At 69.1% G+C, this 23,495-nt stretch carries 23 protein-coding genes and 2 tRNA genes; 9 read left to right on the forward strand and 16 right to left on the reverse strand.

The genetic code is table 11. The annotated features are described in order from the left end of the window. The first annotated feature begins 564 nt into the window (after positions 1–564). Together ABD817_RS28040 and ABD817_RS28045 are read left to right on the forward strand one after the other, a co-directional pair. Positions 565–975, forward strand: coding sequence for a hypothetical protein (locus tag ABD817_RS28040; RefSeq protein ID WP_344921184.1), 411 nt, complete (start codon positions 565–567; stop codon positions 973–975). A 53-nt stretch (positions 976–1,028) separates the two neighbouring features. Continuing rightward, a complete protein-coding gene (locus ABD817_RS28045) occupies positions 1,029–1,262 on the forward strand; it encodes a hypothetical protein (RefSeq protein ID WP_344921185.1) in 234 nt (77 codons plus the stop codon). A 120-nt stretch (positions 1,263–1,382) separates the two neighbouring features. Here ABD817_RS28045 and ABD817_RS28050 read toward each other — a convergent pair whose 3' ends face one another. From ABD817_RS28050 to ABD817_RS28085, 8 genes are all read right to left on the reverse strand, one after another. Then, the gene (locus ABD817_RS28050; protein ID WP_344921186.1) at positions 1,383–1,811 is read right to left on the reverse strand and encodes a PH domain-containing protein; all 429 of its coding nucleotides are present in this window, start codon (positions 1,809–1,811) and stop codon (positions 1,383–1,385) included. 154 nt (positions 1,812–1,965) lie between these two features. After that, positions 1,966–2,042 (reverse strand) — tRNA-Met (locus tag ABD817_RS28055). 103 nt (positions 2,043–2,145) lie between these two features. After that, on the reverse strand, positions 2,146–2,607 hold the full coding sequence (locus ABD817_RS28060; protein WP_344921187.1) for a hypothetical protein: 462 nt from the start codon (positions 2,605–2,607) through the stop codon (positions 2,146–2,148). A 267-nt stretch (positions 2,608–2,874) separates the two neighbouring features. Continuing rightward, a tRNA-Met gene (locus tag ABD817_RS28065) sits at positions 2,875–2,951 on the reverse strand. Positions 2,952–3,024: 73 nt separating this feature from the next. Next, positions 3,025–5,973 (reverse strand): UPF0182 family membrane protein, encoded by a 2,949-nt coding sequence (locus ABD817_RS28070; RefSeq protein WP_344921188.1) that lies wholly within the window; start codon positions 5,971–5,973, stop codon positions 3,025–3,027. 314 nt (positions 5,974–6,287) lie between these two features. After that, positions 6,288–7,334 (reverse strand): YlbL family protein, encoded by a 1,047-nt coding sequence (locus tag ABD817_RS28075; RefSeq protein ID WP_344921189.1) that lies wholly within the window; start codon positions 7,332–7,334, stop codon positions 6,288–6,290. Positions 7,335–7,402: 68 nt separating this feature from the next. After that, positions 7,403–7,828: a molybdenum cofactor biosynthesis protein MoaE gene (locus tag ABD817_RS28080; RefSeq protein WP_344921190.1), complete on the reverse strand. Its 426-nt coding sequence runs from the start codon at positions 7,826–7,828 to the stop codon at positions 7,403–7,405. Between the two features lie 103 nt (positions 7,829–7,931). Next, positions 7,932–9,005: an NAD-dependent epimerase/dehydratase family protein gene (locus ABD817_RS28085; RefSeq protein ID WP_344921488.1), complete on the reverse strand. Its 1,074-nt coding sequence runs from the start codon at positions 9,003–9,005 to the stop codon at positions 7,932–7,934. A gap of 130 nt (positions 9,006–9,135) precedes the next feature. Between ABD817_RS28085 and ABD817_RS28090 the strand changes: the two genes are divergently transcribed. The 3 genes from ABD817_RS28090 to ABD817_RS28100 all read left to right on the forward strand — a co-directional run bounded on the left by ABD817_RS28090 (position 9,136) and on the right by ABD817_RS28100 (position 12,087). Beyond that, positions 9,136–10,410 carry a zinc-dependent metalloprotease gene (locus ABD817_RS28090; protein ID WP_344921489.1) on the forward strand — a complete coding sequence of 425 codons (1,275 nt, stop codon included), beginning with the start codon at positions 9,136–9,138 and terminating at the stop codon, positions 10,408–10,410. Beyond that, entirely contained in the window at positions 10,407–10,955 is a 549-nt protein-coding gene (locus ABD817_RS28095; protein WP_344921191.1) for an NUDIX hydrolase, read from the forward strand. Before ABD817_RS28090 ends, ABD817_RS28095 begins: the two co-directional genes overlap by 4 nt. A gap of 121 nt (positions 10,956–11,076) precedes the next feature. After that, positions 11,077–12,087 carry an endonuclease/exonuclease/phosphatase family protein gene (locus tag ABD817_RS28100; RefSeq protein WP_344921192.1) on the forward strand — a complete coding sequence of 337 codons (1,011 nt, stop codon included), beginning with the start codon at positions 11,077–11,079 and terminating at the stop codon, positions 12,085–12,087. A 106-nt stretch (positions 12,088–12,193) separates the two neighbouring features. Here ABD817_RS28100 and ABD817_RS28105 read toward each other — a convergent pair whose 3' ends face one another. The 3 genes from ABD817_RS28105 to ABD817_RS28115 all read right to left on the reverse strand — a co-directional run bounded on the left by ABD817_RS28105 (position 12,194) and on the right by ABD817_RS28115 (position 14,232). Then, a complete protein-coding gene (locus ABD817_RS28105; RefSeq protein WP_344921193.1) occupies positions 12,194–12,793 on the reverse strand; it encodes a glycosyltransferase family protein in 600 nt (199 codons plus the stop codon). Continuing rightward, positions 12,790–13,305 carry a M48 metallopeptidase family protein gene (locus tag ABD817_RS28110; protein WP_329085638.1) on the reverse strand — a complete coding sequence of 172 codons (516 nt, stop codon included), beginning with the start codon at positions 13,303–13,305 and terminating at the stop codon, positions 12,790–12,792. Before ABD817_RS28110 ends, ABD817_RS28105 begins: the two co-directional genes overlap by 4 nt. 141 nt (positions 13,306–13,446) lie before the next feature. Then, positions 13,447–14,232, reverse strand: a complete 786-nt coding sequence (locus tag ABD817_RS28115; RefSeq protein WP_344921194.1) for an enoyl-CoA hydratase/isomerase family protein — start codon at positions 14,230–14,232, stop codon at positions 13,447–13,449. A gap of 235 nt (positions 14,233–14,467) precedes the next feature. Between ABD817_RS28115 and ABD817_RS28120 the strand changes: the two genes are divergently transcribed. Then, a complete protein-coding gene (locus tag ABD817_RS28120; protein WP_344921195.1) occupies positions 14,468–15,568 on the forward strand; it encodes a ThiF family adenylyltransferase in 1,101 nt (366 codons plus the stop codon). Positions 15,569–15,631: 63 nt separating this feature from the next. Then, complete coding sequence (locus ABD817_RS28125) at positions 15,632–16,969, forward strand: ABC1 kinase family protein (RefSeq protein WP_344921196.1); 1,338 nt, start codon at positions 15,632–15,634, stop codon at positions 16,967–16,969. Between the two features lie 678 nt (positions 16,970–17,647). Here ABD817_RS28125 and ABD817_RS28130 read toward each other — a convergent pair. From ABD817_RS28130 to ABD817_RS28150, 5 genes are all read right to left on the reverse strand, one after another. Next, complete coding sequence (locus ABD817_RS28130) at positions 17,648–17,842, reverse strand: hypothetical protein (protein WP_344921197.1); 195 nt, start codon at positions 17,840–17,842, stop codon at positions 17,648–17,650. Positions 17,843–17,947: 105 nt separating this feature from the next. Next, positions 17,948–18,217 carry a WhiB family transcriptional regulator gene (locus ABD817_RS28135; protein ID WP_329085648.1) on the reverse strand — a complete coding sequence of 90 codons (270 nt, stop codon included), beginning with the start codon at positions 18,215–18,217 and terminating at the stop codon, positions 17,948–17,950. 128 nt (positions 18,218–18,345) lie between these two features. Then, positions 18,346–18,645, reverse strand: a complete 300-nt coding sequence (locus ABD817_RS28140) for a hypothetical protein (RefSeq protein ID WP_344921198.1) — start codon at positions 18,643–18,645, stop codon at positions 18,346–18,348. Positions 18,646–18,760: 115 nt separating this feature from the next. Further along, entirely contained in the window at positions 18,761–19,627 is an 867-nt protein-coding gene (locus ABD817_RS28145) for an acyl-CoA thioesterase (protein WP_344921199.1), read from the reverse strand. Continuing rightward, positions 19,624–21,696, reverse strand: a complete 2,073-nt coding sequence (locus ABD817_RS28150; protein WP_344921200.1) for an ATP-dependent DNA helicase UvrD2 — start codon at positions 21,694–21,696, stop codon at positions 19,624–19,626. The genes ABD817_RS28145 and ABD817_RS28150 overlap by 4 nt, the downstream gene beginning before the upstream one ends. A gap of 175 nt (positions 21,697–21,871) precedes the next feature. On the opposite strand from ABD817_RS28150, the gene ABD817_RS28155 reads away from it, so the two are divergent. Then, positions 21,872–23,065, forward strand: coding sequence for an alpha/beta hydrolase (locus ABD817_RS28155; protein ID WP_344921201.1), 1,194 nt, complete (start codon positions 21,872–21,874; stop codon positions 23,063–23,065). 58 nt (positions 23,066–23,123) lie between these two features. Continuing rightward, complete coding sequence (locus tag ABD817_RS28160; protein WP_344921202.1) at positions 23,124–23,378, forward strand: mycoredoxin; 255 nt, start codon at positions 23,124–23,126, stop codon at positions 23,376–23,378. Positions 23,379–23,495: the final 117 nt, after the last annotated feature.

Genomic DNA, 23,495 nt, shown 5'->3' on the forward strand with positions numbered 1-23,495 from the left:
AGGGTGGTAGGACGGGGTTGTGCTTCATGCACTGGCTTTTAACACACTGTTGAGTTCTCAAGAAACGGACGCGTACACCATCACCCAGACCCAGCCAACCAGCCGGGTAGAACTCCGGGGCGTTCCATTTCGTATTCACTATCTTATCGAGAGCGTCGTTTTCGTGTCAAACTGTCGGATTCTCCGACGCTCGACTCGATCCCGTCGAACCCGCTAGGATTGCGACGCCCCGTTTCCAGGGCAACCCCTCTAACTTACTCCAACATCCGGCCGCTGTCCAATCGTACGGACGCGCCCGGTTTGCCGGGATGGAGAGAGGGGTGTGCCGGGCAGTTCGTCCGCCCCTGGAGGTTTAAACCTGGGGGTTCGCTGCCCTGCGGAAAGAACACTACCAGGACTCTCACGTCACAGAGACAACTTGCCAACCTTCCCAGCGGCTCGCGCGTCCCAAACAGTCATAGGAAGTCGAAGCGCGCAACCAGACGTCAAGCCATCCGCAATCGACGCTGGATACGAAGTAGGCGCGAGGGTCAGATTCCTGACTCCGCCGTGGAGGTGAGCATCATGACCCGCTCGGAGTTCGACGACATCCGCGCGCACATCGACGCGGAGGCCGACCACCCAGGTGACCTACTGAGGGTCGCCAGGTCTCTGCTGAACGACCTTGAAGACGCACGTATGAGAGAGGCGACCCTCCGCGCCTACTATCTGCGTCTCCTCACCGCGGCTCGGGCAACGGTCGCCGCGGAGGCGGCCGGCTACCCGGAGCCGTTGACCTTCCTCACCGACGAGCTCGCCAAGCGCGGCCAGCTCCCGACATCCGAGGACGAGGTGAACCGGATCCTCGCCGACGCCCACACCGCGGCGGCACTGCTGGCCTGTCTTGAGGAGAATCCTTTTGGAGCGACTCCGATGAACACCGGCGGGGCTCGCGCGCGGAGGTGTGCCGGCACAAGCCGTAGCCTCCCACGATGAGGCGTTCCGCGTCATTGACCTGGGCTTGAACCAAGATCTGTAAGACTCCAGGCATGTTGCAGCGAGGGCTGAATTGGGCCGCGGCGACCCTCGTGGGCGCCTTCGGCTTTGTCTGGACCGGTGTAGTGATGTTCGCGGCCGTCGAGACCTCGACGTGGACGTGGATCGGGCAGGTCTCCTTCGGGGCCTTCCTCACCTGCTGGGCTTTCTACAAGGTGAGCCTGCTGGCGCGCCGCACCAAGCCCAGTTTCGTCCCGAGACATCGCCGGGTGCGGGCCAGAGCCTGAGAGACGCCGTCGCGGGCCGGGGCCCGGCAGCCGCCCACCGGCGCCGGACCCCGGCCCGGAGTCCAAGGACGCCGGGAACGGTCCCGGGGACGAGCCCCAGGTCGCCGGGGACCGGGCGGGCTACGACCCCGTCCGGAACGAGCGGAGCTCGTCGGCCACCTGCTGGCACGGCACCCCCAGGTCGAACCGGCTGAGCAGGTGGATGCCCTCCCCCGTGTCGATCTCCAGGAGTTCCGTACGCGAGGTGAAACGGGTCCGCGTGTCCACCCGGATACGCTCGACGGACCTCCACGGCACCCGTTCGAATCCGGCGAAGCCCCTCACCACGACGAGGCCCTCGCCGTCGGCGGTCAGCCGTACCGGCGCGAGGACGTCACGCACCGCCAGCGCCGCCAGGATCGCGGACGCGGCACCCGCCAGGAGCGCCCCCCGGACGTCGCCGAGGGTCAGGATCGTGAGCACCGCGAAGGCGAGCGCGCCGACGATCTTCATGATGAGGAGGTCGCGGCGCACGCGCCAGCGCAGGACAGGTTCGGACGTTTCGGCCACAGCCGCACGCTACCTCTCGGACTCGGGCACCCGTCGCACTCCGGCGTCCCCCGTACGTCCGGTGCGTACGACGTGCCTTTCCCGCGCCGACGCCCAGCACGGGAGGCCGGAAATGCGAAAAGCCCTGATCTCTGGGAGATCAGGGCCTTCCGATTGGTAGCGGGGACAGGATTTGAACCTGCGACCTCTGGGTTATGAGCCCAGCGAGCTACCGAGCTGCTCCACCCCGCGTCGGTGTGTTTGAACAATATCCAGAACCCCCCTCCGGCTGCAAATCGGCGCGGGAACGCGGGGTGGCGCGCCTCGCTCTCCCAGCCGGGTGGCGCGCCTCGCGCTACCCCTCCCGTGGGGACTCGGGCCGCGGTGTGATCACCCAGACCAGCATGCCCACGGTGAGCGCGATGAGCCCGAGGGCCAGGGGCACGTGGACGACGGTGATGCCCTCACCGCCGGTCATCGACTGCGCGAAGCCGCCGACGAGGAGGACGAGGCTCGCCAGGGCGGGCCAGGCCGGGCCTCGGCCGGGCCGCCAGAGCAGCACCGCGGTCACCAGTTGGACGAGCCCAAGCACGTGGACGGGCAGGGCGCCCATACCGTGCAGGCTCAGGGCGTCCGTGGCGCCACCGAGGACCTGCCCGGCGGTCAGGCCCTGCAGGACGATGACAAACACCTGCAGGGCCAGTACGGCTCCGAGGACGATCCGTGTCCTGGACTCTCGGGGTCCGGACCCGCCGGGCTCGGTGCCTGCCTTGCCCCCGGCGGTCGAGGAGCCGTCGGATGTGGGATCCGTGTGCATTCCATCTGCCTTTCACCGCTCGACTCACGTCTGGAATCGGCGGAAGAGGCGGGTGAGAGGCCCGCCGTCTCCCGTACGGCTCAAGGGTTGTCCCGGACACGTGGCCGGGTCGTCAGACCGTGGGCGGTGGATGCCCTACACCCGTCGGCGTAGACCGTGCCCGGCGAGGGGCGTGACCCGGCTTTTCGGAGACGGACACGTGAAAAAGGCTGAGTGGGGCAATACAAAAAGCCCCGGTCGCCGTTTCCGGCGACCGGGGCCTTTCTTTGGTAGCGGGGACAGGATTTGAACCTGCGACCTCTGGGTTATGAGCCCAGCGAGCTACCGAGCTGCTCCACCCCGCGTCGGTGTATGTCTCAACCATACCCGGCTTTGGTGGTGGACGCGAATCGAATAGCGCTGAGCCCCCGGTGTCTTCTAGGGATTCGGTGTGGGTGTCGGTGTGGCCGATGGGACCGGGGTGGCGGACGGTGTCGCCGACGGCGCCGGGGATCCCGACGACGAGGGCGACGGGGTGGGCGCGGGGCTCGGCGTCGCCTCGGTGCCCTTCAGCTTCGACAGCGCCGCCTGGAGCTCCTTCTGGGCGTTGCCGTAGTCGGTCCAGTTCGGCGGGTTGGCCCGGAGGGCGGCCTGCGCCTTGTCGTACGCCTTCTGCGCCTCGTCGATGGCCTGGGCCAGCGCGGTGGTGGACTGTGCCTCCTCCGGCTTGGCCTCGCCGGGCTGGGTCTCCTGCTGCGGCGCGGCCTGGGTGCCGTTGCCGAAGACCTGCTCCAGCGCGCCCTTGAGCGTGTCGGCCGAACCGACCTTGCTGCCGTAGGCCACCAGGACGCGGCGGAGGATCGGGTACGGCTCCTGGCCGGAGGCGGCCGCGATCTCCACGTAGACCGGTTCGACGTAGACCAGGCCGTCGGCGAACGGCAGGGTCAGCAGGTTGCCGTAGCGGACCTTCGCCTGGCCGAGTCCGAGCAGGTTGAGCTCGCCGGAGAACTTGTTCTGGAAGTTGTTCTGCACCTGACCGGGGCCGGGGATCGTGGTGTTGGACGGCATGCGCAGGATGCGCAGCTTCCCGTAGTCGTCTCCCGGGGTGGCGTCCACGGCCATGAACGCGGCCAGGTTGGGGCCCTGGCGCGGCACGAACGTGGTGGTCAGCGAGAACGAGGGCGCATCGGTCTTCGGCATCTTGACCGACAGGTAGTACGGCGGCTGCTTGATGTCGCGCTCGCCCGAGGACGGGTCGTTCGGGACGTTCCAGAAGTCCTGGCCGCTGTAGAAGGCGTTCGGGTCGGCGATGTGGTACTGGGAGAGCACGTCACGCTGGACCTTGAACAGCGCCTCCGGGTAGCGAAGGTGCTGCCTGAGCTCGGTCGACATCTCCGTCTGCGGCTTGATGACGCCGGGGAACGCCTTGCGCCAGGTCTGCAGGATGGGGTCCTTCTCGTCCCAGGCGTACAGGCTGACGGTGCCGTCGTAGGCGTCGACCATGGCCTTCACCGAGTTGCGCATGTAGTTGATCTGGTCGCGCGGCTGCGGGACCACCAGGCGCGGGTCGGTGATGGTGTCGCGCGTCATCGCCTCCAGGCTCTTGCTCTGGGAGTACGGGTAGGCGTTGGACGTGGTGTACGCGTCGGCGATCCAGACCACCCTGCCGCCGACGATGGCCGGGTAGGGGTTGTCGTCCAGGCTCAGGAACGGCGCCACCTTGGCGATCCGCGCCTGCGGGTTGCGCTCATAGAGGATCTTGGAGTTCGCGTTGACGTCACCCGACAGCAGCAGGTTGATCTCACCGTACTTGGCGGCGTAGAGCATCCGGTTGAGGAAGGACCCGACCGGGACGCCGCCCTTGCCGTCGTAGGTGGTGTTCTTCTGGCCGGTGCCGCCGCTCTCGGGGTAGTCGAGCTCCTGCTTCTGCTGGCCGGTGCCGCCGACGACGACGTACTCGGTCGAGCCGGGTGCCTCGCCGAAGTAGATCCTCGACTCCTTGAGCTTCGTCCGGTCCACCAGGGCGCCGGTGACCGGCATGTCCTTGGCGTCGAAGTTGGGCAGGCCCTCGGAGTCGACCTCGTTGCCGGGAGCGGCCACGAAACCGTTGCCGTGGGTGTAGACGAGGTGCCGGTTGATCCAGTTGTTCTGCTCGGCCGGCGGTCCGGTGAGCTCTCGCACGGCCACGACGGTGTCGCGCATCGTGCCGTTCGCGTCGGGGTAGCGGTCGACGTCGAGCGGCTCGTGGAAGTCGTAGTAACCGCGGATCCGCTGCTTCTGCTGGTAGGTCTTGGCGACCAGGCTCGGGTCGAGCAGGCGTACGCCGGAGATGGAGCTGTCGGCGGTGACGTTGACCTTGGTCGGGTCGCCCTGAGCCGTGTAGTCGATCACCTCGGCGTCGTTGACGCCGTAGGCTTTTCGGGTCGCGTCGATGTTGCGCTTGATGTACTCCTGCTCCTTGCCCTGCTGGTTCGGCTTGACCTGGAACTGCTCGACCAGGGCCGGGTAGACCCCGCCGATCAGGATGGCCGAGAGCACCAGAAGGCCGAAGCCGACGCCGGGCAGCATGCCGCCGGACCGCACGACCCCGGCGAAGAACAGGACCGCGCAGATCAGGGCGATGATCGCCAGGATGCTCTTCGCGGGAAGCACCGCGTTGACGTCGGTGTAGGAGGCACCGTGCCGGAATCCCCGGTCGGAGAAGACCAGCCCGTACCGGTCGACCCAGTAGGCGATCGCCTTCAGCAGCACGAAGATGCCGAGCAGCACCGACAGGTGCGCCCTGGCGCCGCGCGAGGCGTGCACGCCGGGCGACTGGAGCCGGAACCCGCCGTACAGGTAGTGCACGATCGCCGCCAGCAGGGCGGAGAGCACCACCGCGACGAACAGGAAGTTCAGCACCATCCGGATGAAGGGATAGGTGAACATGAAGAAGGAGATGTCCATCTTGAACTGCGGGTCGGTCTCACCGAACGGCGTCGCGTTGATGAACTCCAGCCAGGTCTTCCACTGACCGGAGAAGGACGATCCCGAGAACAGGCCGAGCACCGCCACGCCGATGAGGAAGATCAGCTTGCGGTGCGGGTCGAGTGCCATCCGATACCGGTCGGCGCCGCTGGCGCCGCCGAACATCCCCGGACCGAACATCGGCCGCATGCGGTACGCCATCAGCATGTTGCCGCCGACGATCCCGACCATCAGCAGTGCGCCGACGGCGAACAGCAGGATCTGCGTGACGACCACACCGGAGAAGACGGCCGTGTAATTGACCGATTCGTACCAAAGGTAATCAGTGAAAATACCGGCAAAAAGGAAGAACAACGCAACTATCGCGACCAACGCGATCGCGACGGGAACTAGCAGTCGTGGCCGGCGGGGCAAGCGCATTGCCCTGCCGGCTCCGGGGGTCCGGAAGCTCAAGGCCAACCCCTTGTCGTAAGAGCACGGTCCGTGTCTGGCAACCTACACCGGCGGGAGTTGGGTCGCGTTCAGCCTTTCGGGCACGGTCCGGCCACAACACCCGTCTGGTCTCGGGTCCACAGGTCCAACGTACGAGAGCCCTGATGAGTGCCCCACGACGCGGTCCAGGAGCGGAAAACCGGATCTTTTTACCTCATTCGGATGCCGCGTCCCGCTTTCCGGGCTTCTCCTCCCGCCCGATTCCACGGCCGATTCCGGGGTCGGCCCGCCCGGTTCGGGGGTCAGCCGGCCGGACAGGCCGGCACGGGGCCGGAGCCGGTGCGGATCGCGTCGACCGCCTGGACGGCCTCGCGCAGGGTCGCGACCTTGACGAGCCTGAGGCCGGACGGGATCGCCTTGACCGCCTCGGCGCAGTTCTCCGCGGGGGTCAGGAAGACCGTCGCCCCCGCCTTCCTGGCGCCGACCATCTTCTGCTGGATGCCGCCGATCGGGCCGACCTGGCCCTCCGCGGTGATCGTCCCGGTCCCGGCGATGGATCTGCCGCCGGTCATCGCCCCGGGGGTGAGCTTGTCGACGATGCCCAGCGAGAACATCATCCCCGCGCTCGGCCCGCCGACGTCACCGACGTTGATCTTGACCTGGAAGGGGAACTTGTAGCCGACCCGCATGGTGATGCCCACGAGGGGGGTGCCGTCCTTGCCCGCGGCGGTCGGGACGGCGACGGTCACGCTCTGCGCGCCCCGGTTGACGACGAAACCGACCTGCTCCCCCGGCTTGTGCCTGCGGACCGCGGCGGAGACGGTCTCGCGGTCGGACACGGGCGTGCCGTCCACCGAGACGATCTCGTCGCCGACCTTGAACTTCCCGTCGGCCGGCAGGCCCTTCTCCGTGGAGGCCACGGTCACGACCGAGCTGTAGGGGATCTTCAACTCCGTCAGCGCCGCCGCGGTCGCGTCGTCCTGGGAGTTCGTCATCTCCTGGGTGTTCTGCTCCTCGACCTGCTTCGCGGTGGTCGCCGGAGGGAAGATCGTCTCCTCGGGCACGACCGCGATGGTGGGATCGATCCATCCCTTGAGCGCGCTGAAGAGGTCGATCCTGGTGCCGGGGCCGCCCTGGTAGGCGACGGTGACGAGGCTGAGCTTGCCCTCCGTCGGGTACGTCTGGCGCCCCTCGACGCTGATCACCGGCTTGCCGTCGACGTCACCGATGGTGTTCTCGGTCGGCCCGGGGCTCAGCACGACGTACGGCACCGGCAGCAGGCCGCCGACCAGCGCGAACATGAGCGTGAGGAAGCCCGCCACCATGAGGGTCAGCGCTCGTCGGGACATGGACAAAGCCTATGCCGTACGACAGGTCATGAAACCGCACCCGGACGTCGCCGCGCCGACGGCCGATCTCACTCGCAGGCCCCCACCCACTCGGAGGAGCCATCGGTGAAAACCTGGTTCTTCCAGATGGGGACCTGGCTCTTGAGGTCGTCGATCAACCTGCGGGATGCCTCGAACGCCTCGCCCCGGTGTGGCGCGGCGACCGCGACGACGACCGCGACGTCACCGAGTCGCAGGTCGCCGACCCGGTGGACGGCGGCCAGCGCGGTCACGGGGAAGTCCGTGGCGATCTTCTCGGCCACCCGGCGAAGCTCGTCCGCGGCGCTCGGGTGCGCCGAGTAGGACAGGCTCGTGACCGGCTTGCCGTGGTCCTGTTCGCGTACCGTGCCGACGAAGACCGTCGTGCCGCCCGCGGCGTGGTCGCCGACGGCGGCGAGCACCTCGTCGACGGAGAGCGCGCTGTCGCGAATATCGAGCAACCGGATGACATCCACGCCGCAAAGCGTACCGCCAGGGAGAAACGGCCCTCGGCCGCGTACCCCCCGGGATCTCTTGCCCTTCGCATGGGCGTACGAGCCCGTACGGCCCGCGCGGACGTCAGGTGCGGCGCTTCTTGCGGGCGGCGCGGACGATCGCCGCGGTACCGAGGACGGCGACGGTGGCGCCGGCCGCGGTGAGCGTGGCCTCCTTGCCGGACAGACGGCGGCCCACGACGGTGTGCCTGCCCTCGCGCAGCTCCAGGAGCTGCTCGAACGCGGCCTCGTTGGTCCACACCGGCTTCCATCCGGCCTCGCGCAGCGCGGCGCAGTCGACCACCCACGGGTAGACGACGTAGTGCAGGTCGGTGGCCGGGGCCGGGGTGACGCCGAGGCGGTGCAGGCGCTGGGCGGTGCCGAAGGTCAGCCCGGCGGGCAGCTCCAGCCGGCGCAGCCCGGAGATCTCCTCCACCTGCTCCTGCTCCAGCCAGCCCTCGCCGCCGACGGCCACCACCCCCGAGACCGTGCCGAGCGCGGCCATCTCAAGGGCCGAGACGAGGTCGTCCACATGGCAGAACTGCCAGCGGGGTTCGCATCCCTTGACGGTCAGCAGCCGGGGCGCCTCGAAGTGCCGGGTCACCACGCTGTCGACGCCGGGACCGACCACGGCGGCGGGCCGGACCACGGTCACGCCGAGACCGGGGTGGCTGCGCAGGGAGCGCCTGGCCAGCGCCTCGATCTCCAGATGGTCGCCGACCATGCCCGTGTCGGGCTCGGCGGCGACCGGCGCCCCCTCCGGCAGCGGGACCGGATTGTCGGGAACGGCGCCGTACACCATCGCGCTGGTGACCAGCACGACCCGCCGCACCCGGGCGGCGGCGCTGGCGGTGAGCACCGTCTGGGCCGCTCGCAGATTGTAGGCGCGCCGCTCCGCCGGGTTGGCGTCGAGGGCGTAGTCGGCCGCCAGATGCACGAGCACGTCAATATCGGATATGCGGTTCGCCAAGAGCGGATCTCGAACATCGAGGACCCGCCAGGTGACGTCGGGAACGTCACCACGCTGCTCGTCGATGGCCACGACCCTGCGGAAATCCGCAGACGAGGCGACCTTCGCGAGGAAGGCACGGCCTAGGCCCGAGGCGGCGCCGGTGACGGCGACGACGGGGGGCCGGGAGCGTTTCGAGGTAGGCACCAGGTCCTCACTTTGCACTGACCCGCCATGCGACGGATAACGTGGCGGATGTGGACTCCTCCATCCTGCACGAGGTAGAGCGGTGACTGACTTGCCAGGTCGGGAAAACGACCCCAACGAGAATCCGTTCGCCATGTTCGGCAACCCGGAGCAGATCGCAGCGGCAATGCGTCAGTTCGCCGACATGCTCTCCGCTCCGCCGACCTCAGGTCCCGTCAACTGGGACATGGCGAAGAACATCGCACGACACGTGGTGGTCGCCGAGGGCGATCCAAGTGTCATGGAGGGTGAGCGGCGCCAGATCGTCGACGCCCTGAATCTGGCCGACCTGTGGCTCAACGAGGCCACCTCCCTGCCGAGCGGGGTGAGCAACCCCCAGGCGTGGAGCCGTTCCGAGTGGATCGAGAAGACCGTCCCGGTCTGGCAGAAGCTCTGTGACCCGATCGCCGCCCGCATGGTCGAGACCATGAGTGGCACGCTCGGCGCCACCGGTCTGCCCGCGGAGGCCCAGGCCATGGCCGGGCCGCTGATGGGGATGATGAAACAGATGGGCGGCATGATGGTCGGCCAGCAGATCGGCCAGGCCGTCGGCTCGCTCGCCCTCGAAGTGATCGGCTCCACCGACATCGGCCTGCCGCTGTCGGACAACGCCGCCCTGCTGCCCGGCGGCGTCGCGGCGTTCAGCCAGGGCCTGGAGACCCCCGCCGAGGAGATCCGCCTCTACCTCGCCCTGCGCGAGGCGGCCCACCACCGGCTCTTCCAGCACGTGCCGTGGCTGCGCGCGCACCTGCTCGGAGCCGTGGAGGAGTACGCCAGGGGCATCACGGTGGACGCGTCCGCGCTGGAGGAGCAGCTCCGCGGGCTCGACATCAACAATCCCGAGCAGCTCCAGCAGGCGCTGAGCGGCGGCAACCTGCTCAAGCCCGAGGAGACCGAGCGGCAGAAGGCCGCCCTGTCCCGGCTGGAGACCATGCTCGCCCTGGTCGAGGGCTGGGTCGGCACCGTCGTGGACGGCGCCGCCGACGGCAAGCTCCCCTCGGCGACCGCGCTGTCGGAGACCGTACGGCGCCGCAGGGCGACCGGAGGCCCCGCCGAGCAGACCTTCGCCACGCTCGTCGGCCTCGAGCTCAGGCCCCGCCGCCTGCGCGAGGCCGCCACCCTGTGGCAGGCCCTGGAGGCCGACCGTGGCGTCGACGGCCGCGACGCGGTCTGGAACCACCCCGACCTGATGCCCACCGCCGACGATCTCGACAACCCCGAGAGGTTCGTCCGGGGCGAGCCCGAGCTCGACCTGTCGTCCCTGGAGGGGACCCGGCCTCCGGCCGCCCCCGGCGAGGAGGGCGACGGCGACGGGAAGGGCCGGGAGGACGACGGCGGCCGGGACAGCGGCCGGGACGGCGGCGCGTGAGCCTGCGCGCCGATGCGAAGGACGTGCTCACCGGGTGGACCGCGCCCACGGCCGAGGAGGAGATCCTCCGCAAGGAGTTCCTGGAGCACGTCCACGCCCATGACGACGCGATGTGGCGCGAGTGCGTCCCCGGTCACCTGACGGCCACGACCGCGGTGCTCTCCCACGACGGCGAGCGGGTGCTGCTGACGCTGCACCCCAAGGCCGGGATGTGGCTGCCCATGGGAGGTCACTGCGAGCGCGGCGACGCCTCCCTGGAGGCGGTGGCGCTGCGTGAGGCCACCGAGGAGTCCGGCATCCCGGGCCTGCGGCTGCTGCCGGGCCCGCTGGCGCTCGACCGGCACGTGGTCTGGTGCCACCCGCCGCACAGCAGCCACCTCGACGTCGAGTACGGCGCCGTCGCCCCCGCCGACGTCGAGGCCGTGATCAGCGCCGAGTCGCTCGACCTGCGCTGGTTCCCGGTGGAGGAGATCCCCGAGCTCTCCGACGAGGCGACCCGCCGCCTGGCCCGCCGCGCCCGCGAGGTCCTGCGCACGGTTCCGTGACCGGTCCCGGCCCGTCCCGCGCATGCCCCGGGGACGTTGGACCGTTTTACGCTTGTCTCACCTCTCCCCGGATATCTTCATCCTCGTTGAGCTGTACGAAGCGGATCGGGGCACTGTGAGCATGGACGTTGTGGCTGACAGGGGCACCGATGACATCGGGGGCACCGTCGTATCGCCGGGGCGACGGCGGCGCTGGAGGATCCCCACAACCCTCGCCTGGGCCGCGGTGACCCCGTTCGCCGCCTGGGCGGTGGCCCGGGTGGCCGGGCTCGAACGCGACGCGCTGACCACCCAGCTCATGACCGGCACCCCGTACGTGGCCGCGGCCTCGCTCGTACCGGTGCTGCTGGCCGTACTGGCCCGCAACCGGGCGGTTACGGCGGTGGCCTTGGTCACCACCACGGCCCTCGGCTTCAGCGTGCTTCCCCGGGCCTTCCGTTCCGGGGATCCCGTGGCGGGAACGCCCCTGCGGGTGCTGACGCTCAACACGCTGTTCGGGCACGCCGAGCCCGAAGCCGTGATGGCCCTGGTCAGGCGGCTGAACCCGGACGTGTTCAGCACCCAGGAGCTGACCCCGGGGATGGTCGAGAAGTTCCAGGCGGCCGGGCTGGAGAAGATCATGCCGTACCAGGTGCTGGAGCCGGAGTGGAGCGCCGGCGGCAGTGGCCTGTACTCGCGGTATCCGCTGACCGCCAGGAAGGACCTGTTCGAGGCGATCGGGCACAACATGCCCGCCGCGCTGATGACCGTGCCCGGCGCCATGCCCGTCGAGATCGTCGACGTGCACCCCTTCCCGCCGCTGGGCAGGCAGGTGTACGACTGGACGGCGGCGCTGGACGCCCTGCCCTCCGCCGCGCCCGGCACGATCCGTATCCTCGCGGGCGACTTCAACGCCAGCCTCGACCACGCGGCCATGCGCCGTTTCCTGAGCCGCGGCTATCTGGACGCGGCCGACAGCGCCGGGGAGGGCCTCACTCCCACCTGGCCGGTCAACAAGCGCGTCCCGGCACTGATCACGATCGACCACGTCGTGGCGGACCAGCGGGTGGGGGTGAACGCGGTCAGCGTGCACACCGTTCCCGGCACCGACCACCGGGCGGTCTTCGCCGACCTGCGCCTGCCCCCGCCCTGAGAGCCTCTTCGGTTTTCCCGGGTTTCTCGGGGTCCTTGGCTTCCCTGGGCTGTGGATCTGCTTGGGCACTCGGCCTGAGCTCCTGAAATCAGGGTGATCAGGGTGATCAGGGTGAGAGGAGGGCCCGGGTGTTGTCCCAGCCCTCCAGGCCGGGGTCGAGGAGACGGATGTCGTCGGGAGTGCGCAGGCGGTGCCAGCCGGGGCCTCTCGCGACCATGCGGCTGCCGGGCGCGGAGGCGCGGAGCGTCTTGACCGGGTCGAGGTCGTCGAAGCCCACCGCGGCCCATTCCGGATAGGGCAGGTGGGCGGCGAGCGCCACCGTACCGCCCCCGGCGTCCGGGCAGACGGCGATCCTGGCCCGGCCCAGCTCGCGGAAGAGCTTGCCGATGAGCAACGGGGGCAGATCGGGCGCGTCGGCGCTCAGCAGGACCGCCTGCCGACCGTACGGCAGGGCCGCGAAGGCGGCCTCGACCAGGGCGCCCCCCGAAAGATCGGGGATCTCGACGACCGGGGTGCCCGGCCAGACGATCTCCTCCATGCCGGGGACGCTCGTCACCACGACGGGGGAGACGAAGTCGAGCCCGGCGACGAGCTCGTAGGCGTCTTCGGCGACGGCCGTGAGGAAGTCGGCGGCGTCGACTCCCGGGGGGGCCGCGTCCGCCACGGAGGGCGTGACGAGGACGGCCACCACTCGATCTTCCGTCAACATTCCTCCGCGGAACCGTGAGCCGCCGTGGAGAATCCCTCCAGGAAGCCCCGTGCCCGCTCGGCCTTGGGATATCGTTCCACAAGCGCCCAGAAGCGTGAGCCGTGGCTCGGCACCAGCAGGTGGACGAGCTCGTGCATGATCACATAGTCGACCACCCACGATGGCATGCCCCGCAGCCGCGTGGAGATCCTGATGGTCCCGTGGTCAGGGGTGCACGAGCCCCAGCGGTGTTGCTGGTTCTCCACCCAGCGCACGCTCGACGGCTTCGCCTCTCCGCCCAGATAGCGGGCCGACAGATCGACGGCCCGATCGAGGAGATCGTCGTCGGAGGGGCGTCTGCGCTGTTCCTTGGCCGCGAGGCGATCGAGCATGCGACGCACCCATTGTTCCTCATCGGTGCTACTCAGACCGGCGGGGAGGAGCACGATCGTTTTCTCGCCGTCGCGGTACGCAGAAACCGTCCGCCGGCGGCGAGAACTGCGGCGGACCTCGACTGTCTCGGGGGGCACATATGAACGGTAGCCGAGAATGACGAATTCACACCAGGGGGTAGAACACGTTCCCGCTGGTCAATCCCCGTTCGCCGATTGTTCAGCGCGGGTGATCAACTATGACCGTGACTTATCTAATTAACCTGGATATCAGCCGTCTCATGCGTTGCCGAAACGCGGGACCCGCTGTTCTCTCTGGGCTGCCAGCCCTTCGAGCATGTCGTCGGAGACCATCGTGACCGGCTGGGCGAGGGACTCCCAGCGCAGCGCGGCGTCGAGGTCCGCGTGCCCGCCACCCGCTAGAGCGATCTTGGTGAGCCGGGTGGCGACCGGCGCGTTGGCCGCGGTGCGCGACGCGATCCCCATCACCTCGGCCATCAGCGACTCGCGGGGAAACGCCCTGGTCACCAGCCCCGCGGGCGCGGCCTCCGCCCCCGTCATCGTCCGTCCTGTGAGCAACATCTCCCTGGCCACGCCCACCCCCGCGACCCTGGGCAGCAGGTAGGTGGCCGCCATGCCGGGGTGCAGGCCAAGGGAGGTGAAGGGGGCGAGCAGCTTGGCCTCCTCGGCGGCGTAGACCAGGTCGCAGGCGAGGGCGAGGCACAGCCCCGCCCCGACGGCCGCGCCGTTGACGGCCGCGATCGTCGGCACCTCCAGATCGGCGATCGCCAGCCAGGTCCGGTAGAAACCGAGCATCCGCTCACGCAGGGCGGGAACTCCCTCGGTCGCCCGCTCGGCGAGCCAGGACAGGTCTCCCCCGGAGCAGAACGCGTTTCCCGCCCCGGTGACGACGACGCATCGGAGATCGCGGTCCGCCGCGAGATCGGCGACGGCCAGCCGCCACCGCGCGGTCATTCCGTCGGTCATCGCGTTGCGCCGGTCCGGGCGGTTCAGAGTGAGCACCGCGACGCCGTCGGCACGCCGGTCGACCAAGAGCTCGTCCATGCCGGGGAGCGTAACCCACCCTCTCCCGGCTCCCGCCCGGGGATGGGTTATCCACAGGGTGGGAGTTATCCAGTGGGAGTTATCCACAGGCGGCGGGAAAGGCGTCCGGGATCTTGAGGGAGCGTGCCACGCTGACACCCCCGGCAGGCCACTTCACCTGCTCACCCCCTGCTCACCTGCTTGCCTGCTCGCCTCGCCTGCTCACCGGCAGGCTGCTCCCACGAAGGGCTCTCCGATGAGACCACGCCTGAAGCCCGCTCTGCGCCGCGTCGCCCGCGACGGACGCACCCTGCAGTTCGGTCTGCACCCCCGCCACGCGGTGGTGCTGACCGATCTCGAACCGGAGGTCCGCCGCTGGGTGGAGAGCCTCGACGGCGTGCGAGATCTCGCGGGTGTGCTGGCCGGAGCCGCCGAGGCGGGTCTCGGCGAGGAGCACGGCCGGACCCTGCTCGACCTGCTGGTCAGCCGTGGCGTGGTGGACGACGCGGGTGCGGGTCCCGGCCCGCTGCGCGCGCTCGCGATGGCCGAGCGTGACCGGCTCCAGCCTGATCTCGACGCGCTCTCCCTCACTCCGGGCACGATCGACGGCGGGCTCGCCGCTTTGGAGCGCAGGCGGGAGGCCCAGGTGCGGGTCTACGGCGCGGGCCGGGTGGGCGCGCAGGTCGTCGGGCTGCTCGCCGCCTCCGGGGTCGGCCGGATCTGCGTCATCGATCCCGGTACGGCCCGGCGACGGGATGTCGTCCCCGGCGGGCTCGGCTGGACGGAGGTGGGGATGAGCAGGCAGGACGGCGCGGTCGCGGTGGCCAAGCGGCTGGCGCCCGGTCTCATCGCGTGGACCGGCGACGGGGCGGCCCAGCTGGCCGACGGGGCGAGGCCGCCGGACCTGGCGGTGCTCGCTCCGGTGGTGCCCCTGGACGGCCTCCTGGTCAAGGAGCTCGTCGAGTGGGAGATCCCGCACCTGCTGGTCACCGCCTTCGAGGGCTCCGGGTCGGTCGGCCCTCTGGTGTTGCCCGGACGGAGCACGTGCCTGCACTGCCTGGATTTGACCCGGCGAGATCGCGACCCCGGCTGGCCCGTCGTCAGCGCCCGGCTGGGCGGTTTCCCCGCGGGGGAAATCGCGTGTGGGACGGTGCTGTCGACGCTGGTGGCGGCGTCGGCGGCAGGCCACGCACTCGCTGTGATCGACGGCCGTGAGCCCGCTGTGACCAACAGCACAGTGGAAGTATTGCCAGATTGGAGCTGGAAGAGGCGATCCTGGAGTGTTCATCCTCAATGTCGTTGCTTCCGAAACGAGTTGGGTTCGCTAACAATGGTCGCGTCGGCTACCTGCCGCTGACGGACACACAGCGAAGGGAGGGAGCGGCGTCTCGCTATACCAGCGGATGCGCCGCTAACCAAGGTGAGTGACCTTCCGCGCCGCGCCGTTGCGCGCTCCGCCAAGCTGGCCGCCCTGCCAATCGGGTTCGCCGGACGCACCGCTCTCGGTCTCGGGAAACGGATCGGCGGCAAGTCAGCCGAGATCGTCGCCCAGGAAATTCAGGAACGCACCGCCGAGCAGATCTTCAAGGTTCTCGGAGAGCTCAAGGGCGGGGCGATGAAGCTCGGCCAGGCGCTGTCCATCTTCGAGGCGGCGCTGCCCGCCGAGGTCGCCGGTCCCTACCGCGCGACCCTGACCAAACTCCAGGACGCGGCACCGCCGCTTCCCGCGGCGACCGTGCACAAGGTTCTCGTCGAGCAGCTGGGCGACGACTGGCGGGAGAACTTCCTGTCGTTCGACGACAAGCCCACCGCCGCCGCGTCGATCGGGCAGGTGCACAAGGCGGTCTGGCACGACGGCCGGACGGTCGCGGTCAAGATCCAGTATCCGGGGGCGGGGAAGGCCCTGCTCTCCGACTTCACCCAGCTGGCCCGGCTCGGCAAGCTCTTCGGGGTGTTGCTGCCCGGCCTCGACATCAAGGCCGTCCTGAGCGAGTTGCGCGAGCGGGTGGTCGAGGAGCTCGACTATCTCCACGAGGCCGAGGCGCAGCACGCCTTCGCCCTGGAGTTCAAGGACGACCCCGACTTCCTGATCCCGGACGTGATCGCCGCCAACGAACAGGTGCTCGTCTCCGAATGGGTCGACGGCACCCCGCTGTCGCGGATCATCACCGACGGCACCCAGGAGGAGCGTGACCGGGCCGGGCTCCAGCTCGTCCGTTTCCTGTTCTCCTCCCCCGCGCGACTGGGCATGCTCCACGCCGACCCCCACCCGGGCAACTTCCGGATCGTCGAGGACGGCCGGATGTGCGTGCTCGACTTCGGCGCGGTCAACCGGATGCCGCACGGATACCCACCGATCTTCGGGAAGCTGACCCGCATCTTCAACAACGGCGACATGGCGACCGTGGTCCAGGGCCTGCGCGACGAGGGCTTCATCCAGCCGCACATCGAGATCGACCCCGAAGCCCTGCGGGCGTTCCTCGCCCCCTATGTCGAGCCGACCGCCGTGGAGGAGTTCTCGTTCAGCAGGGAATGGCTCCAGCGGCAGGCGGCCACCGCCACCGATCTACGTCCCGGCAATGTGGTGCGCCAGCTCAACCTGCCCGCCTCGTACGTCCTCATCCACCGCGTGCACGCGGCGGGGGTCGGCGTCCTCTGCCAGCTCGGCGCCACCGCCCGCTTCCGTGAGGAGGTCATCCGCTGGGTCCCCGGATTCACCGACGAGGATTCGGGAGAGCCCACCCTCACCAGCGCCTGAGAAATATTTTCCTTCTTACATCCGGCGACACCCGCCCTCTACAACGCCCGGCGACGTCCCACAATGTCCGCCGACCTCTCGCGCCCCCGCAGTATCCAGCGATGTCCCACGGTGTTCGCCGACCCCCCATACCCCCGCAGTGTCCCTTGACGTTCAGCGACGTCCCATGGTGTCCACCGATCTCCCGTGACACCCGCGACGTCCCATGGTGTCTATGGTGTCCACTGACCCCTCGCGACACCCACGACATCCCACGGTGTCTATGGTGTTCGCCGACCTCCCGTGACACCACGACGCCTGGCGACGTCCCACGACATCCCATGGTGTCCGCCGATCCCCACGACAACCACAAGGCCCGGCGACATTCCACACGACATCCCACAGTGTCCGCCGACCTCCGCGACTCCCCGCAGCGTCCAGCGACGTCCCACAATGTCGGCCGATCTCCCGCGACTCCCGGCGGCGTCTCATTGTGACGTCCCCTTGTGGGGTGGGCTCGGCGAGATGGCTGAGGGGTGGCCCGCCGAAGCGGGTCACCCCTCGTTGTTCGTTCGTCTCGCTCTTCTGGTCCGTCTCGTTCTGTGATCTGTCTGTTTTCCGTGCGGCTTCGCGGATGTCTCGTGCGTCTTCTCCACGTCGCCGCCGGTCCTTCCGGTCAGGTCAGACAGGCCAGACAGATCAGACGAGGCGCAAGATCGCGCTCCGCAGGCGTGCCGAGGCGCGCTCCGCGTTGCGCTGGGCGCGTTGGAGGCGCTGAAGGCTGGCGGCCCTGCGATGCTCCTCCGCCTCGCGGTGGAGGGTCCGTATTCGGTCACGGACCAGTTCTTCTTGCATAGACGACAGGTCGAGGCCTCTGGAGGTGAAGTAGCTCATCGGAATGGTCCTTTCGGAAACCGCGGCTCGTGGTCGGCCAGGTTCTCGGTGGTTCAGGTTCTCGGTGGTTCGGGTTCTCGGTGGTTCGGGCGACGACCGGATTGTTCAGGCAGCGACCGGGTTCTTGCGGGGACGCCCGCGCGGACGCTTCCGGGGGACGATCGCTCCCCGCAGAACGAGCTCGCCGCCCCAGACACCCCACGGCTCCTCGCGCTCCAGCGCGCGGGCCAGGCATGCCTCACGGATCGGGCAGCCCCCGCAGAGCGCCTTGGCGAACTCCACGTCCTCCGGAGACTCGGCGAACCACAGGTCGGGGTCGGTACGACAGGGGATTGTGGCTTCGTCGATCAGGTCCATGACCGTCTGGGCCCCCATCTGCTTCACCTCTCAGCTAGGTGTTGATCTTCGGTTACCTCTTGGGGTGGGGGTCAGGAATGACGCGGACAAACAAGAAGGCCGCGGATCCTGGATGCGGATCCGCGGCCTGAAGGCTTTTTCCTCGGTCAGGTTATGACCGGAGGATGCCCCCAGGGTTGCGGACCGCGCAGTCCACCGTTTCCGATGTGCTTGGTCATTGCTGCGTAGCTGCCGCCCACCCGGTTACGAGTAGCCGGGACGTCCGTCGCCGGGAAGGCGATCGGAGCGAGCCAACGGCCGGTTTCGACCTGGAAATGGGCAGAATCGGCCTGCGGAGCCAGAGCTGCCACACCATCGGCGAGGATGGTCTGACCGCCGCAAGGCAGAGCGGTGTTACGGCGCGCGGAAGTGAGCCCCATCTGGGACGACATCAGGATGTTCTTCACAGCGGACTCACCTCCATTCGTGGATCGTCGGACAGTAGCGTCCGACTTGCTTGACCATGACCCTAAACCCCGGCCCGGGGAGGGGGCAACATATTTTCTACCTGCGACTTTGCGACTATCTCACGCGGATCATCGCCTCCTGCACTACCGACACGGCCAGTTCTCCGGACCGGGTGAACATCTCCCCCTTGGCGAGCCCCCTCGCCGCCCCCGACCACGGCGACTCCTGGGCGTAGAGCATCCACTCGTCCACCCGAAAGGGACGGTGGAACCACATCGCGTGGTCCAGCGACGCGCCGGAGAGGTTGGACGCGCCCCACGCGAGGCCGTGGGTCAGCAGCACGGTGTCGACCAGGGTGAAATCGGAGGCGTAGGCGGCGAGCACCACGTGCAGCAGCGGATCGTCGGGAAGTTCCGCGTCGTAGCGGAACCACACGTTGGTGTTCGAACCGCGAAGCTCCGGATCGCGATGGGCCTCCCAGGTGAGGGGGGTCACATAACGGGCGTCCACCGGCCTCGGCCTGGACACCCACTCGCGCAGCGGCGAATCCGCCCCCACGGCCCGGAGCAGCCGGTCCTGGAAGGGTGGCAGGCCCTCGGGATCGACCACCTGGGGCATCGTGGCCGCCTGGTGCTCGACGCCGGGCTCCGTCACGTGGAAGGAGGCCGACATGGTGAATATCGCCTTGCCGTGCTGGATGGCCACCACCCGCCGGGTGGTGAAGGACCGGCCGTCACGGACCCGTTCGACGTTGTAGACGATCGGGATGGCCGGGTCGCCGGGACGGATGAAGTAGGCGTGCAGCGAGTGGACGTTACGGTCGCCGGGCACCGTCCGTCCCGCGGCGACCAGTGCCTGGGCGGCCACCTGGCCACCGAAGACCCGCTGGATGCGCTCCTCCGGGCTGCGCCCCCTGAAGATGTCGAGCTCGATCTGCTCCAGGTCGAGCAGGTCCAGGAGCTCCTTCAACGCCTCGTTCACGCGCCCTCCGTCTGGTTCGCGGCGGTACGGCACAGTTCGAGTACCGCCTCGCCATAGCGATCCAGTTTGACCCGTCCTATTCCAGTGATCGCAAGTAGGTCCTGTTCTGAGCGCGGTGCCCGTTCGGCGATGGCCTGGAGGGTGACGTCGGTGAAGATCGCCCACTGGGGGATCTTCTGGTGTTTCGCCACTCCCGTACGCCAGGATTTGAGCGCCCCGAGCAGCGCCTCGTCGTAGTCGGCGGGGCAGCCGACACACCTGCCGAGCTTCTGCTCCGCGGCGGCCGCCAGGGTCTTGCCGCAGACCCGGCAGCTGATCGGCGCGGCGACCTGGCGGCGATCGGCTGCCACGGCCGGGGTCGTGGCGCGGTTTTTCTGCGCGGAACGGCCGGTGAGCCCGTCCAGGAAGCGGGAGGGTCTGCGGGAACGCCGTCCGCCGGGCGAGCGTGCCAGCGCCCACGACAGCGCCAGGTGGGCGCGGGCGCGGGTGACGCCGACGTACAGGAGACGGCGCTCCTCCTCGATCTGCTCGGGCGTCTCGGCGTAGATGATCGGCAGCATGCCCTCGGTGACGCCGACGAGGAAGACCGCGTCCCACTCCAGGCCCTTGGCCGCGTGCAGCGAGGCCAGGGTGACCCCCTCGACCGGCGGCGCGTGCTGCTCTCCGGCCCGGCGTTCCAACTCGGCCACGAAGGCGGGCAGGTCGGCGCCCGTGGCGGCGAGGTCCTCGGCGAGGTCGGCGAGGGCCTTCAGCGACTCCCACTTCTCGCGGGCCTTGCCGCCGCCGGGGGCCTCGGGGGTGAGCCCGGCGGTGGACAGGATGTGGTGCACGGTCGAGACGAGCGTGTCGCCGGGCTCGAAGGAGCGGGCGGCGCCGCGCAGCAGCATGACCGCGTGACGGACCTCGGGACGCTCGAAGAAGCGGTCGGCGCCACGCAGCACGTACGGCAGACCGGCCTTGGCGAAGGCCTGCTCGTACGTCTCGGACTGGGCGTTGACCCGGAACAGCACGGCGATCTCGCGGGTCGGCACGCCACCGCCGACGAGCTTCCTCACCGCCCGCGCCACGCCCTCCGCCTCGGCGGTCTCGTCGTCGTACTCGGTGAAGACCGGTTCGGGGCCGTCCGGGCGCTGGGCGATCAGGGCGAGCTTGTGCGGGGTCCGCGCCCTGTCGAGCACCCGGTTGGCCAGGGAGACGACCTGGGGGGTGGAACGGTAGTCGCGGACCAGCTTGATCACGGTGGCGTTGGGGTGCTCGACCGAGAAGCCGGTCAGGTAGCGGGGGGTGGCGCCGGTGAAGGAGTAGATCGTCTGGTTGGGGTCGCCGACCACGCACAGGTCGTCGCGCCCGCCGAGCCAGGTGTCGAGCAGCAGCTTCTGCAGCGGGTTGACGTCCTGGTACTCGTCGACCACGAAGTAGCGGTACTGCTGGCGGATCTGGGTGGCCACCTCGCGGTGCTCGGTCATCACGGCGGCGGTGAGTTCCAGGATGGTCTCGAAGTCCACCAGGTGCCGCTCGCGGCGGAGGGTCTCGTAGGCCTCGTAGAGCCGGAAGACCTCCTCGGGGGCCACGGGCGAGGTGCGGCCCGCCTTCTTGGCGGCCTCCGCGTAGTCCTCGGGGGCGATCTGGGTGACCTTGGCCCATTCGATCTCGGAGGCGATGTCGCGCAGTTCGGAACGGTCCTGGTTCTTGCGCAGGGAGCGGCAGGCGTCGATCAGCAGCGGCAGCTTCGACTCGATCACCCTGGGCGGGTCGCCGCCGATGACGCGCGGCCAGAAGTAGGTGAGCTGGCGCAGCGCGGCGGCGTGGAAGGTGCGCGCCTGCACGCCCGGCGCGCCGAGCTGCCGCAGCCGCTGCCTGAGCTCACCGGCCGCACGTGTGGTGAACGTCACCGCCAGCACGCCCTGGGCGTCGACCACCCCGCTGTGGATCGCGTGCGCGATGCGGTGGGTGATGGCACGGGTCTTGCCGGTCCCGGCTCCGGCGAGGACGCAGACCGGCCCTCGGACGGCTTCGGCCACCTCACGCTGCTCGGGATCCAGGGCCGCCAGAACGTTGTCGGGCTCCACGGGGACTCCTTACACGCAGTCGAACGGACCGGGCGGCAACATCCTCCCAGTCACTGGCCAAGCATCAGTCATTCTGGCAACATGCCGCCGTCAACCTATGCGGTTCGTCGAGATGCACAAAGTGGGCTTTTTACTCCACAATGGGGACCGAACGATTCGGGGAAGGAAGAGGCCCGTGCGAACTGGGGTAACCGTGGGTGCGCTCGCCCTGGCGACGGCGATGATCGGACCCGCGGTGGTGTACACAGCCGCACACGCCCACACACTCTCGGCTCCGACCCAGCCCGGTGGCACACCCGGCCCGGCGAAGGCCGTCGGCGAGAGGGCCTCCGCCAGTACGGCGAAGGCCGGCTCGGGCAAGACGGACGTCGGCACGTACGGCATAGCGAAGGCCAGTACCGGAGTGGCCGACATCGGCACGGCCGATACACACGCGACCGAGACCGGGACAGGTTCCGGAGCGGGCAGGACCGGTACGGCCGCGGCCAACCCGGAGAAGACCGCCACCCAGAAGACCACCACCCGGAAGAGCGGCGCGGGCGATCCGACGCCCCCTCCGGTGGCCCAGCCCGACCCGCTGGTCCAGGGCACCGTCGTCAACACCGTCGCGTACGGCCCGCACGTCCGCCAGCGCATGGACGTCTGGTACCAGACCGACGAGCTGAAGCGGCCGGGTGTCTTCCTGATCCACGGCGGCTGGTGGTCGTCGGGTGACAAGAAGTACATGACCGAGATAAGCCGGAGCTACGCCGAGCAGGGCTACGTCGTCTTCAACATCAACTACCGCCTCTCCACCGACGCCTCCTGGCCGGCCCAGCGCACCGACACCCTCGACGCCATCGCCACCGCGCGGCGGCACGCGGCGCTGTGGTCCTTCGACCCGGGCAACTACGCGATCGTCGGCTTCTCCGCCGGAGGCCACCTGGCCGGTGCCACGGGCACCTACAAGAACGGCCTGCCCGGCCTGCGCGGCGTGGTCGGCATCTCCCCGGTGATCTCCCCGCTCACGGCGTACACCGAGGGCACCGACACCTTCGACCTGGAGAGGCGCAAGCTTCGCGAGTCGGCCATCAAACTCGCCGGGGGCTGTGAGCCCACCGGCAGGTGCGCCAAGGTCTGGGCGAGCATGGAGGTGCCGTGGCACGCGAGCCGTGGGGACGCGCCCATGCTGGTCGTGCACTCGGAGGACGAGTTCGTGTCGCCGGAGCACGGCAGGCAACTCAGGGAGCACCTGCGCCAGGTCGGCGTGCCGGTGACGCTGCTGACCGCCCCCGGTATCGAGCACAGCGCGCCTCTTTACCGGCTGCCCGGCGTGGCGGAGCGGGTTCAGCAGTGGGTCGCGGAGAGGCTGCTCTCATCGGGAAGATGAACGGCCCTCGCTTTGTTGCCAATGGCGCCGGACATCACATGAGGGGATTTCTCACGACATGGCGCTGACTGTGTACACCACGACCTGGTGCGGCCCCTGCAAGCGACTGAAGAGCCAGCTCAGTCGCGAGGGGATCTCCTACAACGAGATCGACATCGAGAGCGACCCGGACGCCGCCACGTTCGTCATGAGCGTCAACAACGGCAACCAGGTCGTCCCCACCGTCGTGGTCGACTCCCCCAGCGGCCGGGTCGTCAGGACCAACCCGTCGGTGATCGAGGTCAAGCGCATCCTGGCGGGCGCGAGCGTCTAGCCGCCCCCTGCCGGCGTCGGAGCCCCGATCCCGTTCCCACGGACACCGGGGCTCCCCGCGTGCCGGGGGCTCCCGCGACGCCGAGACTTTTACGAACGCCGGAACGGCCTTGGCGTC

Source organism: Streptosporangium oxazolinicum (genome assembly GCF_039537505.1).
Classification (GTDB): Bacteria; Actinomycetota; Actinomycetes; order Streptosporangiales; family Streptosporangiaceae; genus Streptosporangium; species Streptosporangium oxazolinicum.